21 protein-coding genes are annotated in these 17,543 nt (G+C 26.0%); 4 read left to right on the forward strand and 17 right to left on the reverse strand.

What is annotated here, in order from left to right; genetic code table 11:
• Nucleotides 1-18 precede the first annotated feature (18 nt).
• The 6 genes from WC356_04090 to WC356_04115 all read right to left on the reverse strand — a co-directional run bounded on the left by WC356_04090 (nt 19) and on the right by WC356_04115 (nt 6,393).
• Complete coding sequence (locus WC356_04090) at nt 19-396, reverse strand: hypothetical protein (protein MFA5382322.1); 378 nt, start codon at nt 394-396, stop codon at nt 19-21.
• 72 nt (nt 397-468) lie between these two features.
• Nucleotides 469-1,575 carry a type II secretion system F family protein gene (locus tag WC356_04095; protein ID MFA5382323.1) on the reverse strand — a complete coding sequence of 369 codons (1,107 nt, stop codon included), beginning with the start codon at nt 1,573-1,575 and terminating at the stop codon, nt 469-471.
• Nucleotides 1,576-1,584: 9 nt separating this feature from the next.
• Entirely contained in the window at nt 1,585-2,487 is a 903-nt protein-coding gene (locus WC356_04100) for a type II secretion system F family protein (protein MFA5382324.1), read from the reverse strand.
• Entirely contained in the window at nt 2,484-3,074 is a 591-nt protein-coding gene (locus WC356_04105; GenBank protein ID MFA5382325.1) for a hypothetical protein, read from the reverse strand. The genes WC356_04100 and WC356_04105 overlap by 4 nt, the downstream gene beginning before the upstream one ends.
• The gene (locus WC356_04110) at nt 3,067-4,632 is read right to left on the reverse strand and encodes a type II/IV secretion system ATPase subunit (protein ID MFA5382326.1); all 1,566 of its coding nucleotides are present in this window, start codon (nt 4,630-4,632) and stop codon (nt 3,067-3,069) included. The genes WC356_04105 and WC356_04110 overlap by 8 nt, the downstream gene beginning before the upstream one ends.
• 81 nt (nt 4,633-4,713) lie before the next feature.
• Nucleotides 4,714-6,393, reverse strand: a complete 1,680-nt coding sequence (locus WC356_04115; GenBank protein MFA5382327.1) for a hypothetical protein — start codon at nt 6,391-6,393, stop codon at nt 4,714-4,716.
• 52 nt (nt 6,394-6,445) lie between these two features.
• Here WC356_04115 and WC356_04120 point away from each other — a divergent pair, with 52 nt between their 5' ends.
• Both WC356_04120 and WC356_04125 read left to right on the forward strand, forming a co-directional pair.
• Nucleotides 6,446-7,753: a hypothetical protein gene (locus WC356_04120; protein MFA5382328.1), complete on the forward strand. Its 1,308-nt coding sequence runs from the start codon at nt 6,446-6,448 to the stop codon at nt 7,751-7,753.
• Between the two features lie 152 nt (nt 7,754-7,905).
• The gene (locus WC356_04125) at nt 7,906-8,217 is read left to right on the forward strand and encodes a hypothetical protein (protein MFA5382329.1); all 312 of its coding nucleotides are present in this window, start codon (nt 7,906-7,908) and stop codon (nt 8,215-8,217) included.
• Nucleotides 8,218-8,227: 10 nt separating this feature from the next.
• Here WC356_04125 and WC356_04130 read toward each other — a convergent pair whose 3' ends face one another.
• A complete protein-coding gene (locus WC356_04130) occupies nt 8,228-8,464 on the reverse strand; it encodes a PQ-loop domain-containing transporter (GenBank protein MFA5382330.1) in 237 nt (78 codons plus the stop codon).
• Nucleotides 8,465-8,611: 147 nt separating this feature from the next.
• Nucleotides 8,612-9,064 (reverse strand): KEOPS complex subunit Cgi121, encoded by a 453-nt coding sequence (cgi121, locus tag WC356_04135; protein ID MFA5382331.1) that lies wholly within the window; start codon nt 9,062-9,064, stop codon nt 8,612-8,614.
• Nucleotides 9,065-9,152: 88 nt separating this feature from the next.
• Here cgi121 and WC356_04140 point away from each other — a divergent pair, with 88 nt between their 5' ends.
• Nucleotides 9,153-9,557, forward strand: coding sequence for a 30S ribosomal protein S8e (locus WC356_04140; protein MFA5382332.1), 405 nt, complete (start codon nt 9,153-9,155; stop codon nt 9,555-9,557).
• Here the strand turns inward: WC356_04140 and WC356_04145 are convergent.
• On the reverse strand, nt 9,554-10,636 hold the full coding sequence (locus WC356_04145; GenBank protein MFA5382333.1) for a methyltransferase: 1,083 nt from the start codon (nt 10,634-10,636) through the stop codon (nt 9,554-9,556). The two genes, WC356_04140 and WC356_04145, sit on opposite strands and share 4 nt — an antisense overlap.
• Nucleotides 10,637-10,667: 31 nt before the next feature.
• Nucleotides 10,668-10,901: a DUF357 domain-containing protein gene (locus WC356_04150; protein MFA5382334.1), complete on the reverse strand. Its 234-nt coding sequence runs from the start codon at nt 10,899-10,901 to the stop codon at nt 10,668-10,670.
• A gap of 89 nt (nt 10,902-10,990) precedes the next feature.
• Between WC356_04150 and WC356_04155 the strand changes: the two genes are divergently transcribed.
• Nucleotides 10,991-12,244, forward strand: a complete 1,254-nt coding sequence (locus WC356_04155) for a magnesium transporter (GenBank protein MFA5382335.1) — start codon at nt 10,991-10,993, stop codon at nt 12,242-12,244.
• A gap of 1 nt (nt 12,245) precedes the next feature.
• Here the strand turns inward: WC356_04155 and WC356_04160 are convergent, their stop codons facing one another.
• The 7 genes from WC356_04160 to WC356_04190 are packed head-to-tail and all read right to left on the reverse strand — an operon-like array spanning nt 12,246 to nt 17,528.
• Nucleotides 12,246-13,382 carry a tryptophan--tRNA ligase gene (locus WC356_04160; protein MFA5382336.1) on the reverse strand — a complete coding sequence of 379 codons (1,137 nt, stop codon included), beginning with the start codon at nt 13,380-13,382 and terminating at the stop codon, nt 12,246-12,248.
• Nucleotides 13,379-14,110 (reverse strand): ATPase domain-containing protein, encoded by a 732-nt coding sequence (locus tag WC356_04165; GenBank protein MFA5382337.1) that lies wholly within the window; start codon nt 14,108-14,110, stop codon nt 13,379-13,381. Before WC356_04165 ends, WC356_04160 begins: the two co-directional genes overlap by 4 nt.
• 2 nt (nt 14,111-14,112) lie before the next feature.
• Complete coding sequence (locus WC356_04170; protein MFA5382338.1) at nt 14,113-14,613, reverse strand: hypothetical protein; 501 nt, start codon at nt 14,611-14,613, stop codon at nt 14,113-14,115.
• A 53-nt stretch (nt 14,614-14,666) separates the two neighbouring features.
• The gene (locus WC356_04175) at nt 14,667-15,611 is read right to left on the reverse strand and encodes a sodium:calcium antiporter (GenBank protein ID MFA5382339.1); all 945 of its coding nucleotides are present in this window, start codon (nt 15,609-15,611) and stop codon (nt 14,667-14,669) included.
• The gene (gene hisS, locus WC356_04180; protein MFA5382340.1) at nt 15,605-16,858 is read right to left on the reverse strand and encodes a histidine--tRNA ligase; all 1,254 of its coding nucleotides are present in this window, start codon (nt 16,856-16,858) and stop codon (nt 15,605-15,607) included. Before hisS ends, WC356_04175 begins: the two co-directional genes overlap by 7 nt.
• A 53-nt stretch (nt 16,859-16,911) precedes the next feature.
• A complete protein-coding gene (locus WC356_04185) occupies nt 16,912-17,241 on the reverse strand; it encodes a type II toxin-antitoxin system RelE/ParE family toxin (protein ID MFA5382341.1) in 330 nt (109 codons plus the stop codon).
• Nucleotides 17,238-17,528, reverse strand: a complete 291-nt coding sequence (locus WC356_04190) for a hypothetical protein (GenBank protein ID MFA5382342.1) — start codon at nt 17,526-17,528, stop codon at nt 17,238-17,240. The genes WC356_04185 and WC356_04190 overlap by 4 nt, the downstream gene beginning before the upstream one ends.
• Nucleotides 17,529-17,543 lie beyond the last annotated feature (15 nt).

Genomic DNA, 17,543 nt, shown 5'->3' on the forward strand with positions numbered 1-17,543 from the left:
CATAACATTGAATTCCGTCTAAGTAACATCATCTTGTAAATCTCCAAAAGTGAATGCTCTTCTTGGGGCTACTTCTAATGAACCTGTTGGAACATCACTCCAAGTAACATCATCTTTATTTACTTGTCCTTGTACACATGCAACTCTTGTAATAGTAATAGGTTCACTTAATGAATGTTGGAATTGTCCATATACAATACCACTAGTATCCATAATAGGTGTTACTTCATTACATACAAATCCTGCTTCTTCAAATAAACATGATGGAGTTCCTTGTACATATCCACCAAGAATTATTAATAACAAAGCTAGGACAATTACAATTACTAATAATGCCCAACCATAAGTCATTAAATATTCCATGGCTGCCTGTCCTTTCTTATTTTTAATATCCATTTATTAATCACCTCAAATTTATTATTTAATAAATTTATATTCATATAACGAACACTACCTTTTTATATCTTTTTACCAAGTCAATGATCTTAATAAGGTAGTTAAAACTGAACCAATTATGAAATAAATTACAATAGCAGCTACTAAAAGTAAGGGGAAAAACTTTAATCCTTCTTTTTTCTCCCCGTGTTGTATTACTCCAATTATTAAACTTGATAAAACTACTGTTAAAATTAATGTTGCTAAAGAAAATAAAAAGAATTCATCAGAGGTTACTGGAACTTCTGAAAATTTAAGTGAAGCAAAATTTCCCATTGAACCTGCACCAGCATTATTAAATTCATTAACACCTGTTTGTGGAATTTGTTCAAATACTAATTCTAATCTTATTAATAACTGGTGTGCAACTGCAAACAAGAATGGTGTTGCAACTGCTGCTGCAAATGCAATAAATATAACATACATTAATAATGAAGTTGAAATCTCTTTTTTAATTAATTGAGTTTCTCTTGCTTCTTCTCCAGTTCTTTCTAATATGTTGGCTATCTCTCCACCAGAAGCCATACCTTGTTTTATTAATGAAATGGCCCTGTTTAATGACCTTGAAGCAAATCTTGCGCCTAATCTATCTAAGGCTTTATCTACTGGTTCTCCACCAAACGTTCTTCTTGCTACTAATTCAACTTCTGTTGATAATAAACCAAATTCTGGTTTTGCAGCATACCAAAGTGCTTGATCAATATTCATTCCTCCCCTAACATTTGCTGCAGCCAATAATAGGAAATCTGGGAGTACTTCTTCCATATTTTTTCTTCTTGAATCTATTCTAAGCATTAAATAAACGTAATTTGCCATTATAGTTGCGATAGTCATAAGAATAAAAGAAAGTAATACTGAAAAAATGATTAAAATCGGAACAAATAATGGAGATATAGTCTCACCATCAATTAATCCAGGAAGTATATAACCAAGAAAATTAATTAAATAGTTAAATGTTAAGTCATTCCATAATAATAAAATAGATAATAAAATTGAAGATAGAACAACGAATACTACTAGAAATCCCATATATAATTCAGCAGACATATTAATACCTGATGAATCTAAGGTTTCAGCAGTACTTCTGATTTGTTTTCTTGTAAACAATCTTCCTATTTTTTCATACGGTGTTTTTACCATTTTATCACTTTAAGTTAATTCAAATCTTGGTCTTGATGACTCCATTACAGATACAAATGAAAATTGTACTGCAACAATTAATAAAAATATTAAAGGTAATAGGAACGGGGCAATCTCCATAGCTGCTTCTCCAGCAAATGCCAAAATAACTATAATAAATACTACACCTAATGAAGGGAATATAATTCCAAAAAGCATAAAGAACATACTTAATGGATTTAATTTTTGTCCATATGCTTTTAGACTGATTACTTGTTCCTTTGCTATATTTTCTAAAACAGAATCTAATGCATCAGCAATATCTGATCCAGATACAATTGCATTAACCATTTGTAATAATACCCTATTAAAATATTTAGAAGGGCAATTTGAACCTGCTTCTCTTAAAGCAGCAGTTTCTGGTTTTCCTAAACTTATATCTTCTATTATTTTATTAAATTCTTCACTTACTGCTCCATAACCTTCAGTAACACCAACCATTGCATCAAAAAAAGGTATTCCTGATTTTAAAGCAATAACTATATGCCTTCCTGCAAAAACAACATCTTGGTCAATTTTTCTTGCTCTTTGGAGCATTTTTATTGAAGGTAAAGACATCCAAAAGAAAAACATTAGTATGAAAACAAGTATCCAAATTGGTATTAAATATAATAATTGAAGTTCTAAAGTATAAAAAATTGCAAATAAAGCAATTAAAATAACTAAAGAATAAATAAGTGAGGTTACTAAAACTTTTTTAACAAATTTACCAGGGTCAGTTTCCATTCTTGCCATTCTTAATTTTTGTTCTAAATTTGGAAAATATTCTGCAATAGAATTAGCGATTTTTCCATTATTTCCAGGAGTATCTATTTTTTTTCTTCTAATAGGTTTTGAAATAAGTGGATGAGATGCTATTTTTTCTTCTTTCATTTTTTATCTACCTTTTTGTCTATAAATTCTTCAAATGGGTTTTCTTCTTTTATGATATACTGAATTAATTCTTCACATATACCTTTGTTTTTTGCCATTTCTTTTCTGACTTCGTATCTAAAATTTTCTGAATTTATCATATTAGAATTGAATTGATCATACAATTCTCTTATATTTTCACGTGCATAAGATATTAAAATATAATCTCTTAATGTGTTTATCTCTTCAATTGCTTTCATTTGGTCTTCTCTGCTCATTTTTTCAATTTTTTCTGTTCTTTCAAATTTTGTTTCAGTAGTTCTTGATTTTTTTTCTTTCATTTGTTTCATAACATCTTCGACTTCTGTATTTGAAGATGTATCTTTTAATATTTTTTTTGTATAAGTTTTTGCTGCTATCATCTTTTCTACTTTTTGTAGTTCAGTTATCATTTGTTCGAATGTTAAATCATTTATTTTTGTTTTTATTGGTTTTTCAAGTTTGGTTTCTTTAATTTCATATTCTCTTATTTTTGATTTTTTTAGATTATTCTCATATTTAAGAATTTCATCTTTTAAATTATTAAATTCTTTTGAGTTTTCAATCATATTCGAACGCCCATTTTTTCTCCTTTTTTACGTATTCAAGGACTTTTTCTGGCTCTTTGTAATATTTTGCCACAATATGTCCAACTTCATCTACTTTTATATAATTATTTTTACTCATCCATTCTATTACTGATGCTTTTTCATCAACGTCTTTTTCAATTTCTTTTATGCTCATTCCTGCATATAATTGTAAAGTATTTGCTATAGAAATAGTTTTTCCAACTTCCATTAGTTTATCTGTTTTTATATCCCATTTATGAAGCATATTCAATTCTCCACTTTTCATTACTTCTGCAAATTCTAAAGTTCTTCTTATTCCGAATCTTCTATGTCTAAATTGTACTATTACACCAGCTAATGCATCAAGAACTGCGGGAGGTACATTTATTGGTGGATTTACCATTCTTGTAATTGTTTCTTCAGCATTATCTGCGTGAATAGTTGCATATACTGAATGTCCAGTATGCATTGCTTCAAACATAACTTCTGCTTCTTTTTGTCTTCTTACTTCTCCAACAATTATTCTATCTGGTCTTTGTCTTAATGCATTGACCATTAAATCAAGCATTGTTATTTCTCCTTTTCCTTCTGGATTTGGTTCTCTAGTACTCATAGGTATCCAATGTAAGAAAGAGGGTAAAGTTAATTCTCTTGTATCTTCAATTGATACAATTCTTTGATTTGGGGGGATAAATGCTGCTAATGCATTTAAAAATGAGGTTTTACCAGATGCAGTTCCACCTGCGATTATTAAAGATAATTCATTTTGTATACATAACCATAGTAAACCAGCCAATTTAGGAGAAATGCATTTTGTATTTACAAATAAAGGCATAGTCCATGGATTTTTTGAGAATTTTCTTATTGTTATTGTATTACCAAATGATGAAACTGGAGATAATGTTGCATTAACCCTGTCTCCTGTTTGTAAATGGGCATCTAATAAGGGATTTAAAATATTAATCTGTTTTCCAACTTTTCTAGCAATCATTGCTGCATAATCATAAATAGATTCTTCATTTTTTATTTTTACATTACTTTTTAACCAGCCAAATCTTTTATGATAAACCCAAACTGGATCTTCAGCAGAATTGATTACTACTTCTTCTAAATTTTCGTCGTGCATAGGAATTTCTAAATCACCCAAACCTAAGGTGTTTTGAATTAAATATGAAGCTAAAACTTGTTTAGTTTCTGGTGTTAAAGAAGGAAAATGTTTATCTAATAAACTTAGTGCTTTAGTATTAAATTTGCTTTTAACTTGTTCTGCTTTTTTTGGATCTATTAATTCAGAGATATCTAATTTAACATCTGTAACTAATTCTCCTTTTAATGTATTTAAAATTATTTTTGTTCCTTCTGCTAATCCAGGAATTGTTACAATATAGTGTGGAACATAATCGTTTGTGTCTAAAATTTTTATATTTACAGGTATATTTTCACTTTTAAAAAAATAAGAATCTATAACACCGCCTTGCGCTGAGGATCTTAATTGTTCAATACTATTTGAAACAGGTTTTAACGGACTTTCTGTTTTTATTTCTTTTTTATCTGCCATTTAACCACCAGTTTTTATTCTATTTAATATAAAATTATAAACACAATGTATTTAAAGACTTTCTTATATTTTGGGTAGATATTATTTTTCCCACATTTCTTTAATTAAATCTCTTAATTCTTGTCTTTTTTTATGTAATATTTTTTCTTCTGTTTTAGTTAATTCTATATTTTCTCCAATTTCTTTTATTTCTTTATTAGATTCTATAGAATCCAAACGTTTTTTAGGTATTTTTAATAAATCGATTTTCCTTTCTAAAATAGATAATTCAGTTATTAATTTATTCTTCATTTCTCTTAATTCCCTCACTTTTAAGAAGATATGGTCTATTTTATTTTTTTCGTTTATAATATTTTCATATTTTTCAATTATTTTTTCTATTTTATCAATTTCTTGTCTTATTAAATTTTTGTTTAATTCAAGCTCTTTATTTATTTTTTCAGTTTCTTCTTCTGTTTTTTGTTTATCTTCTAAATATTGTTTTTTCAAATTTTCCATTCTTTTGTAATAAAAAAAGACAGTTTCTTTTAATTGAATATATTCAGAATTGTATTTTTTTAATGGAGTTGTAGAACTTTCAATCTCCTTTAATAATTCTTCTGATTTTTTAATTAAATTTGTTTTTTGTGTTTTTATTTCAATTTGAATTTTATCAATTTCTTTTAATTTTTCTTTACTATTTTTTTTAATTTCCCCAATTTCTTCCAGATTTTTTATTATTTTGTTAAATTCTTTTACATTGTTATCAAATGTTTTTTGTCTTTGTTCTAATGTTTCTAAAAGTATTTTTTCTTCTTTTCCTTCATTTTTTATATTTTCATTTAATTCTTTTAATACCTTTATTTTATTGTTTATTTCTAAATCTATTTTTTTAATTTGTTCTTTTATTTCTGGAATTGTTCCTTCTACTTTTTCTAAATTTTTAATTAAATCTTCAATATTTCCATTTTTAATTTCATCTAGCTTTTTTTGTTTTGTTTTTATCTCTTCTATCTGTTTTTCAAAATATTGTGAAATTTTTTCTATTTTTCCTTTCTCTTCTTTGAGTATAGAAATATTTTTTTCAATTTCTGTAATTTTTAAAAATAATTTTTTATGTTCCTCAATTTGTTTTTCTAACTCTTCTACTTTTGTTAATGAATCATTAATTTTATTTGTTAAATTTAATTCTGTTCCTTTAATTTCTTTTAATTCATTCATTTCTTCGTTTGTTTTTTTCAATTTTTCATATAATTCTTTCCATTCATTTTCTTTTTTTATCAAATGCTCAGAAAAAGAGTCTGTATTTAATTTAGATTCTTCTAGTTTTAATTTGTTTTTTTGTGATATTTCATCTATAGCAAATTCTAATTCTTTAATTTTATTTGCTTTTTTTTGGATTTCAATTATTTTAGGATCAAATATATCTATTATATTTTTAAATTCTTTTTCAAGATTTTCCATTTCCTCAGAATTTTGATTAATTTTTTGTTTTATTTCTTCAATTTTTTGTTTTAAATTTTCTTTTTGTGTTTTAATATCTCCAATTTTTTGGATTATTTTACCTTCAGCCCCTTTAATCCAAATAAGATATATTTTTGTAAAACGATACTCAATGTTTATTATCCCTTCATTTTCTAATGCTTGGCCCCAGGTTTCTATTGTTTTAAATGGGATGTCTAATATTTTAGAAGCTTCTTCTAATTCTATTTTCCCTTTTTCTTGTACTAATTTTATAAGTGAATCAACACCTGTACTTATTAGAAGTTCATCAATACCCATATACAATTCCATGATTTAAAGACTTATAAAGATTTCTATAATAATTATGTATATGGATGCGACAATAAAACGTAAAGATAGTGATCCACTTACTTCAATAAAAAATCAAAATTGGATAAGGAAAAAATTTGGAGAAATTGGGATCAAAGTTTATATTAATATAAAAAATCCAGTTTCTTTTGATAATTTAATTAATAAATTAGGAATTACAAAAGAACAATTATTAGAAATGCTTCAAATTATGGAAAAGAAAGGGGTTATACATATAGAAGGCAAGTTAGATCTTCCATTAAATCAACCAGAGCCAATTATTCAGAAAGAAGAAGTAAATAAATTAAAAGAAGAACCAGCAAAACAAATAAAAAAACCGCCAGTCTATCCAGTTGAAGAAGAAATTCAACAAAAAGATGAAGAACAAGAACAAGAACAAGAAGAACCAATAGAACAAGAACCCATGGAAGAAGAACAAGAACAAGAAGAACAAGAACAAGAGGAACAAGAAGAACAAGAGGAACAAGAGGAACAAGAGGAACAAGAGATAATTGAAGAAGAACCAGAATTTAAACAACCACCAAAACCCCCACCAAGGGAAAAGAAAGCAACTTCAGATTTAACTCCTGTAGAACGTATTATATTTGATAAATTTGGAGATTCCGGAGTTAATGTGTATAAATTAATTGATGGTCAAAGAACTGCAGAAGAAATTCTTAAACAAACTGGAGTAACTGAGGTAAAATTAATTGAAATTTTAGAATTTTTAGATAAACAGGGAATAATTAAATTAGAAAAACCAAGTAAAGAGAAACATCTTAAAAAATTAAATCCTTTGACTGAAATGGATATTCAAAGTAATGAAGTAAAAGATACAAAAGATAATGAAGAAGGGATTATTCCAATTGATATCCCTGTTAAATCAAAATTAAATTTTTCACAAAAATTAAAACTCGGACCTGAAGTAACTTTGAAATTTGGTTCAGATGGAACAAAAATTTATGATTTAATTGATGGTGAAAGAAATGTTATTGATCTAGCTATTGAAACACACATAAAATTAAATAAGGTAGATTTAATTATGGAATTTTTAAGTACAAAAGATGCTACGTTATTCAAACCAATGGAAAGAGAGCAAATTAGATATAAATACGGAGATGAAGGATTTGCAATTTATAAAAAATATGGAAGAGAAGGAATTTATGTTTATGAATTAATTGGCAGAGTTCCATCATTTAAAGATATTGTGAATGAAACAGGAATTGAACCTGCAAAAGTTGTTGAAATTTTTATATTTATACACAATGTTTTGGATATAGAATTACCTCTGACAAAACAAATGATGTATAAACAACTTGGAATTGTTTAAAATTAAATTTATCCTCGAAAGTTTTATTTGTGTTAGTAAATAATTCTTTGGTATTTTTTCCTCAGAACTAACAATATGCTTTTAAATCTTTTCTTTAAAATACATTAACCAGTTTCCAATAGAGTATTAAAAAGGCGATAAAGGTGGTTTAAATGAGAGGATATACAGAAGAGGTTAGTGAATATGAGAAAGAATTTCAATTCTTTGAAAAAATAGGAAAAGGAATGAAAAAAATTGTATGGCTAGGAGTAGTTTTAGGGGGCGTTATTTTTGGGGTGTCACAAATAGAAGCATCTATAAAAAAAGAAGAAATATCTAAAAATGAGCCAAAAATAATTGAACAGATAAATACTATTAAAGATCCAAAATTAGATATTTTTATTTCAATAGCAAGAAATAATGAATTATTGGCGCAAAATCTACCAAGTAATACTATAAAATCTAAAGATAGAATACATAATTAATTTTATTTTTTTATTTTCTATTTTTTATTAAAATAAATACAATTATGGCACCTAAACAGCTTAATCCATTAATTATTGATAAAATAAGGTCATTTGAATATGCCCCAATTACAAGCAAGAGTATACCAATAATCTGTAATCCTACGAAACCTAAGGAAATATTTGTACTTTTTTTATTTTTAGTTAATTTATATATCTGAAAAGCCCATGCTAGTACAATTAAACCTACTCCAATCCATGATAACATATTAAAAGATAATACTTTATTATTTAAAATAGTTTCTCTTTTCTAAAAATTTCAATATTATTATTTGATCGTATTTAGAAAAGATTAAAAGAAGAATCAAAAATCGAAAAACCAACAGAAAAAAAGAAAATCAAATTTTAATTTTATTTATCTTTCTAAATATGATACAGCCATTTTTTCTAAAATAATATCTTCTAATTTATAATTTTTTAAGGTATTCTTATTTAATTGGAATATTGTTAAATCTGGAGTGAAAACAAGTTTTTTCTTTTTAGCTTTTATTTCATTTAATATTTTGTTAATATCATCCCATTCATAAAATAAAAAAAAGTCATTTGTTTCTTTAGCTCCGGCTTTTTGAATTGCTCTTGAAACATGTTTTTCTGAGCATATCCATAATAGGATTTCATTATTTATTGATTTTGCCTTATTTCTCTTATCTTTAAACGCTTTTTTAGATAATTCATAGGCTATTTCTACTTGTTTTTTAGAAATAATATAATCTGGATTTAAAACTTGATATATTTTATTTGATTTATCCAAAATGTTAATTATCTCTCTAATATCTTTAATTTGTGAACTTATTCTTACTAAAACCATACTTTTTTAAAGTAGAGCATATATTAAAATAATACTGTTTTCTAGAATATTATTAATTCTAGAATTTTTTATGCTTGAGGTGTAATGTATGGAACAATATCATGGAAGATCTAAAAAAACAAATAAAGGAACTGGTGCAAGAATTAAAAAGAAAAGTGATAAAAAACTATCAAAAATTGGCGGTCCTGCTATTAATACTAGAGTAGCTGCTAATAAAGAACAAGAAGAATTAAAAATTACAAGAACAAGAGGCGGAAATGAAAAAATAAAGCCAAGAAAAGGATTTTATATTAATGTGGCAGTTAAAGAAGGCGGAAAGAATATAATTAAAAAAGCAGAGATTAAATCTGTAGCGCAATCACCAGAAAATAGACATCATTCTAGGATGAATATTATAGCTAAAGGATCAGTTTTAGATACAAGTATTGGGAAAGTTAAAGTTACAAGCAGACCTGGTCAAGATGGCGTAATCAATGGTGTTTTACTTTCTTAAAAATCTTTTTTTATTTGTTTTATATCTGCGCGTGTTTTGAAACCCATTGAATCAAAATGGGTTTTTGTTGTTTTATATTTTTTATTTAAAGCGCTTATTAATTTTTCTAATTTTGGAGATTCTTTTTTTAATAGTCTAGATAATTTATCTGTTGTGTAAAATCCAACAGGCATATTTATTTCGTTAATTAATAGGTCTAGAATTTTATTTAATTCATTTTTATTTTTGTAATTGCGCATTTCATTTAATTTTTTCATTTCTTCTAATATTTCTTTGTTATGTAATTCACCTAACCATAAAGGTCCGGCAATTTCCCAATTTTTGTTTGTATTTGTAGATAATTCATTTGTTTGTATTTCTAATGTGTTTGGATTAAATTCTAAATATCCTATTTTTCTTGAAGTTTCAACAGCTTTTTCAGCGCCTTTTTCTAATTTAATAATTATTTTAAAATAATGCCTATGCGATAAAGAAAACAAAGGTTCTATTGAAAAATCATATTCAGTAGCAGCATAACTTATATTAGCAAGCAGGATTCTAAGACCTACTTCATGACATAAGAAATTATTTAATGGAAAAGAATGATATAATTTTATACAAGCCTTTCTTTTAGCTCCGCATAAAACTGCAGTATCTGTTGCTGTGATAGACAAATATGCTGTTTTTATATAACTTTTAGAAGCAAATTCTCCTATTGCGCTTCTTAAGAAACTTTGAGGAGAACCAAATGGGTCTAATTCAATGAAATTATAGTCTTTTCCAAATAAATGCTGTAAAATATCTTCATCATATGCTTTTGCTTTTTTAGCAGGGAGTTTATTATGTTTAATATTTTTTTTCATTAAAGGAAGTGCATATTTATTTGCATCTACTAATGAAAGAGATTCAATGTTTTCATTTTCTTTTAAATATCTAATTCCTCTTATACCTGTTGCGCTAAAGCCGTCGCATATTCTCAATTTATCTTTTATTGCGCCGACACATAAAGAAGAGATGTCTCTGCATAATTCCATATGTGGATTATAAAAAATATTTTCTTTTGTATAAATTTCTGTTGTATTCTCTTTTATTTTTTCCATATTTTTCACATTAATATTTAGTTTTTCATACTTAATCTTGTTCATCTAATTTTTTCAAAGCATCTATTAGGCCGTGCGCATAAACAATTGCGCCAAAAGCAGTAATTAAATCGTCTTTTTCAATAAAATATTTAGTATCTGAATAATAGCGCTCTGCTAAGTCTATAATATGTTTATATCTTTCTTTTGCTTTTGAATCCACTTCTTTTATTGAGTCTTCGAATTTGCGCAGATCTATTTCAATTCGTTCTTTAATATCTTTCATATATTTATTATATTACTTGTTTTTATAAATTTATTCTATAAATGAAAATAAAGATAAATTTAAAAATAAATTCTTCATATTGATATACAATGAATTTACGTAAAAAGCATGATGAAAATATAAATGAAATTATTTGTCATCCTAAAAAGAGAATTTCTATATTCAAAAATATATCTGTAAAAGAACAAGGATTTATTTTATTAGAATTATCAAAACGACTGCAAAAAGATATTTTGAATAACTTAACTGATGATGAATTGTTTAATCTTATAGAATTTTTAGACCCAGATGAGATCACAGAGATATTGCATAATATTAATTCTAAAAGAAGCACAAAAGTTTTAAAGAGATTAAATATAGATACAAAAGAAAAAATTGAATTTCTGCTTAAATTTGACCCAAAAACAATAGCAAGTATGGTTAGTTTTGATTATATTCGGGCAGATTCTAAAATCACGTTTGAAGAACTTTCTAAAGAAATTCAACAGCATGAAAAAAATACTGGGAAATTTCCAGTTATACTTATTTTTGAAAAAGGAGAATTAAAAGGAGAGATTTTTGCACATACTTTAGCTTTGGTTAAGAAAAAAGAAAAAATTGAAAAATATATAAATAAAATCCATGCAATTAAGTACAATGAAAGTAAAAAAGAAGTAATCAAATTATTTGAGAAATACCAGCATAATAAAATAGTAGTTTTAGATGAAAATGATAGTATTTTAGGTATTATTTATTCAGATGATATACTTAAATTAATAAGAAAACAATCTGGAAATAGCCTTAGAGAATTTGCAGGTATAAGTGAAGAAGAGGATGTTTTAGATTCTGCTTTTATTAAATTTAAATATAGATATAAATGGCTAATTCTTAATTTAGCAACTGCATTTTTTGCTGCATCTATTGTAAGCCTTTTTCAAGAAACTATTTCAGCATTTGTATTATTAGCAGTATATATGCCTATAGTTGCAGGCATGGGGGGAAATGCAGGTACACAAACATTAGCAGTAGTTGTAAGAGGTTTAGCTCTTAAAGAAATTGAACTTAAAACAGGAAAGAGAGTTATTATTAATGAAGCATTAGCAGGTGCAATGAATGGGATAGTGATTGGTATTTTAGTTGCAGCAGTTGCTTTATTTTGGAATCATAATCCAATACTTGGTTTAATTTTAAGTATTGCTATGATCTGTAATTTAATAACAGCTGGATTTTTTGGAGCTGTAATCCCATTAATTATGAAAAAATTAGGAAAAGATCCTGCTTCATCTGCGACTATATTCATCACAACAGCTACAGATGTATTTGGATTTTTTGTGTTTTTAGGATTAGCGACTCTTTTATTATAAATTAATTTTTATATATGAAATCATTTATCCTGTCTTTTGCTTTTTCACGCTTTTCTTGGTGAACTTTTAAAAAAGAGTTTATCTTTTCTATTGTTATTGCTTTTAATTCGCCGCTTAATAAAGCGCCAGATTTATAGTCATCATATATTTTTTTGAGTTTTTTATCATCTTCTTCAAAAAAAGTAAGCCATTGATACGAAACATCTATTTCAGGAATACCCCCATATTTTCTGTGTTCTTCAACTGTTTCTTTTCCACCTGAGAATGCGTATTTATTTATTTTATTTTTAACAGTTTTTTCATTATCTATTGTATAAATAGTTGTATTTGAATTAGAAGAAGCCATTTTGCCATCACTTTCCATTCCTGCTAATCCAGGAAAAAATCTACATTGTATAGAAGCAGGTTTATAGTATCCTAATTTAGGTATAACATCTCTTGAAATTCTAAAATGTGGATCTTGGTCAATTGCGTGGGGAATTAAACAAGGTCTTGGTTTTTTATTATTTTCAATAATATTTGGTAAAAATGAAGGGACTGCCTGCATTGCTGTATAAAAAATAGCTCCTATATTTTGATCGTTTTCAAAACCAAAAGCTGAACGAACAGTTGAAAAAGTTATTTTTTTTGCTACTTTTATTGCTTCTGGATACATTATACCCGCATGTTTTGTATCAATTAAGAAATTAGTTTTTTTAGGATTAAAACCTAAAGCAATAACATCAAGCATATTTTCATATGTCATTTTTTGAATTTCTTCAAATTCCATATTTTGTTTAAATAGAAATTTTTCTTCATCTGGAAATTGGAACCATAATTCAGTATCAAATTTGTCTTGTAGCCATTTAGTAAACATCCAAGGAATTAAATGACCTAAATGTATATGTCCTGAAGGCGCTCTTCCAGTATATAAAAAGAATTTATTTCCTTTTTCATATTCATTTAAAATAAATTCCATATCTCTATGTGCAAAAAATATTCCCCTTTTTAAAAAATAATGTAATTCTCCAGTGTGTTTTTCAATTCTTTTTAATAATTTAGTGTCTATTTTAGATAATCCAAATTCATTAATTAATTTATCATAATCAATATTTCCTTTAACTTCCCAGGGGGTGATTATTGTTTTTTCATTATTCATAAATAACCCTCTTTTTTGGGTTTAATATTGTTTTTAGCTTTTTTTATAAGCGGTTCTATAAATTCAATTCCCTTTTTATTTAGAGCTATATCATAAATTTTTTCTTCATAACAGCATCCACGCATTTTAATTATTTCTAAACCCCTTCTTCTTTTTCTTCCTTCTAAAATATTTGATAAATGTATAAAACCATCAGTAAAATTTTCAACTCCTGAAATAGTTTTTGGTATATCATTTTCTCTGAATTTCCCATCTTCTGCTATAAGAATAGTAGTAGTTTTCCAATTTCTTACTTTTGAAATAAACTGCAATAAAGTCTGCCTTTTATCTAATTCATTTTTTTGAAGCAAACCTAAAGGAGTTATTGGATCGATGACTACTCTTTTTACATCCATAGTTTCAATCATTGTTTTTATCGCATCTTCCTGTTCTAAAAGTTGATCTAATTCAGTTACTGGAAATTCTATAAAAATTAATCTTTTTTCTTCTTCTAATTTTTTAATATTTAGCCCTAATTCTTCCATATGTCTTAAAGTGGGTTTTTTTCTTTCTTCAAAAGAAACATATAATCCAGTTTCGTTATTATTTTTTATTCCTTCTTCTAAAAATTGCATTCCGAATGTAGATTTTCCTGTTCCTACTCCTCCAGAAACAGCGATTACACTTTCTTTTGGTAATCCACCTGTAATTTTATCAAATCCTTTAATACCTGTTTTTATTTTTTCCATTTTTATTCCTCAGTAATTCTTTCTAATATTTTTTTACCCATTTCTTCTCTTGCTTTCATTTTTTTAGCATATTCAATTTTATCTTCTTCGTTTAGAGCTTTTTCCAAATACATTTCAGTGAAATTATAACTAAAAGATGCAGCATTAAGAAATAATCTTTGTAATGTTCCAGCATCAACATTCATTTTGTGTGGTTTTATTACTTCAACACCCATTGGGGCATATTTCATACATAAATTTAAGAAAGATTCTAAATCTTTAGCTAATACTCTTCCTTGTGAATAAGTTGAGTATAAATTATTTTCACATTTTATAGCATCATCAATTTCACCATATGCGAATATAATTCCTGGTTCTTGAGTTAATTTTGAAATAGTTTCAGTCATTATGTTTTTTACAATTTCTGGAGAGCTTCCATGCAAATCAAAGTATATTTCAGCCATTAATCCTCCGTCTTTAATTGTTTGTTCAATAATTTCTTCTGGGCTTTTCTTATTTTCCATATTTTCACCTATTATTATTCACAAGGGAGTTATTTAAAATATTACCTTTTTAGTTATTTGATTGATAACTGCATTATAAATAAAGTAATTAAATAAATTAGATAAATTATAACTAGGATTAAGCCTTCATTCTTTGTTAATTTGTTTTTTGTTTTTAAAAAATAATATAATAACACGGAAGAGATAATTGCAAAAAATCCAATAATTAATATCATTGGTTTTTCTAAAAAGGTTGTAGATAATAGAGATACTAGACCTAAAATTAAAGTTAAATTTATAATACAACTTCCAAGCGCGTTTCCTAAAGCAAGATTATAATGTTTTTTTTGTATAGATCTTATCCCAACAGTTAATTCTGGTAATGTAGTTCCAATTGATATCAAAGTTGCACCTAAAAAGCTTTGAGTAATACCAAAGTAAGATATAATATATATTGATTTTTCAATAGCAAAAGAAGCAGAAATTATTATGAGGGAGATTCCTATAATAAAATAACCTAATCCATTTATTGTTTCTTTTCTTGTTGGTATTTCTCCTTTAAATTCAAGAGATATTTCCTCTTTTAGAGTATAATATAAAAATAGTATAAATATTAGTAATAAAATTATTCCTTGTATAAATCCAAGATGTGTATTAAATAAAATTATAGGTATAATTATTATTGAGATTAATACAATTCTACTTAATTGTTTTATCTCCTTTTTATTAATTAAAATTTCCTTTGTAAATAGAGTCATTACTCCAATTGCTAAGGTTATATTAACAATATTTGCTCCAAAAATATTACCTACAGATATCCCTCCTGCATTTGATAATCCAGAGGTGATAGCAACAGATAATTCTGGGAGAGAAGTAGCAAAAGAAAGTAATAGAAAGCCGATTACTAAATCACTTAATTTTAGATATTTAGCTATTGTTGTTGCGCCATCAATAGTCCAATCAGAAGCTTTTGCCAAAATTAAAATTGAAATAAAAAGTAACACAATTGATATTAACATATTTTTGCCACCATTTTAAATAATTCATCAATTGTTAAATATTCTTCATTACCAGTTTTCATATTTTTTAATTTAAATTTATTATTCTTTAATTCTTCCTCTCCAATAAAAAGAACATAAGGTATTCCTACAGAATTTACAAAATTTAAATTTTTACTTATTCCTCTTTCCATTAAATCAATGTCTACTTTAATATTTTTTTCTCTTAGTTTTTGAGCTATTTTTAATGATTCTTCAAAAGTGTTTATAGGGATTATAAAAATATCTGTTGCATTCTTTTTTTCCTGTTTTTTCTTTAATTCATCGAATATTCTGCTTACTCCAAAAGATATGCCTACTGCAGGATATTCTTTATTTTCATTTGTGTATTCTTGAATCATTTTATCCCATCTTCCTCCTCCTGCAATCGATACTTTTACATCTGAATTTAATAAAATAATTTCAAAAATAGGTCCTGTATAATATCCAAGTCCTCTTGCTAATGAAGGAGAAATTTTAATATTTATATTTTTGGCATACTTTAAAATTTCTTTTAATTCTTCTGTTCCTTCTTTGGAAATTTTTTCTAATTCTTTTAATTTTTCTTCATTTGTTTTTGTTTCTAATTTTTCAATAAAATCTAATAGTTTATTTGAATTTGTTATTTCTTTTAATTCTTCTTCAACTCCTTTTCTTCCTATTTTATCTAGTTTATCTATACTAACTATTACTTTTTCAGGAGTTTTAATTTCAAAAAAATCAATTAAATCATTTAGTATCTTTCTATTATTTAATAAAATTTCATAATCTAATTTTAATTCTTTCATTATTTGATTTGACATTAATAATAATTCAGCTTCAGCTGTTTTATTTTTACATCCTATAATATCAACATCGCATTGTAGAAATTCCCTATATCTATTTTTTTCAACTGGACCGTCTCTCCAAATCGGTCCTATTTGGTATCTTTTAAATGGAAATTTTAAATCTCTTCTTGAAGCTATTATTCTAGCTAATGGAACTGTAAATTCATTTCTTAAAGCTAATTTTCTTTTACCTTGGTCTTCTAATGTAAATGTTTCTTTTAATAATTCACTTCCACCTGCGTATTTTGCAGCTAGAACATCAAATCTTTCTAATGCTGGTGTTTGTAAAGGTTGATATCCATAGATTTTGAAAACTTCTTTTATTTTATCTATTATTTCTTCTATTAAAATTTGGTCTTCAGGTAAAAAATCCCTTGTTCCTTTTGCATTTTCCAATTTCATGTTAAACACCTTTTGTTTAATATCTATCCAAAAACTTGTTTTTGAATATTTTATTAATATTTAAATCTTTTTTCATATTCTTTATGGTTAAACCATTCTAATATCACACTTATTATTTCAATTTCATTTGTTTTAATCGTGTATATTAATCTCCATCCATTAGGTAAATCATACTTCCATAAATTATTAATATTATATTTTTTGATATATTCTTTTGGCCATAGATATTTAGGTATTTTTATTCCTATATCTGGTTGTTTTTTTAAGTCATCTATTGCACGATTTATGAGTTTTAATAGTGATCCTTCTTCATTATTTTTATTTAATTTTTCATATGCTTTTTTAATTTTTTTATCTGCAAATGCAACTAATATTTTTTTCAATTAATCACCAATCTATTTTCTTTAATTTTTTTAATCCCTTCTGGATCCCAAGTCCAAATAATAGCGCCATCTTTATCAATTAATATTTTTCCAGAATATTCTAGATAATTCAATATTGTATTAAATGTTTGATACATTATTTCTTTTGGTAAAGATTCCAATAGTTCTTTTTTTGTTTTATATTTTTTAGCATTTTTTATGGATTCCTCCACCATTAAAACAGTGTCTAATCTAGGATAACGCAGTATTTCTTTTTTCCCAAAGATTTGTTTTATTATTGATTTCATATATTTCACCAATTA

The organism is Candidatus Micrarchaeia archaeon (assembly GCA_041653315.1).
GTDB lineage: Archaea > Micrarchaeota > Micrarchaeia > Anstonellales > JAHKLY01 > JAHKLY01.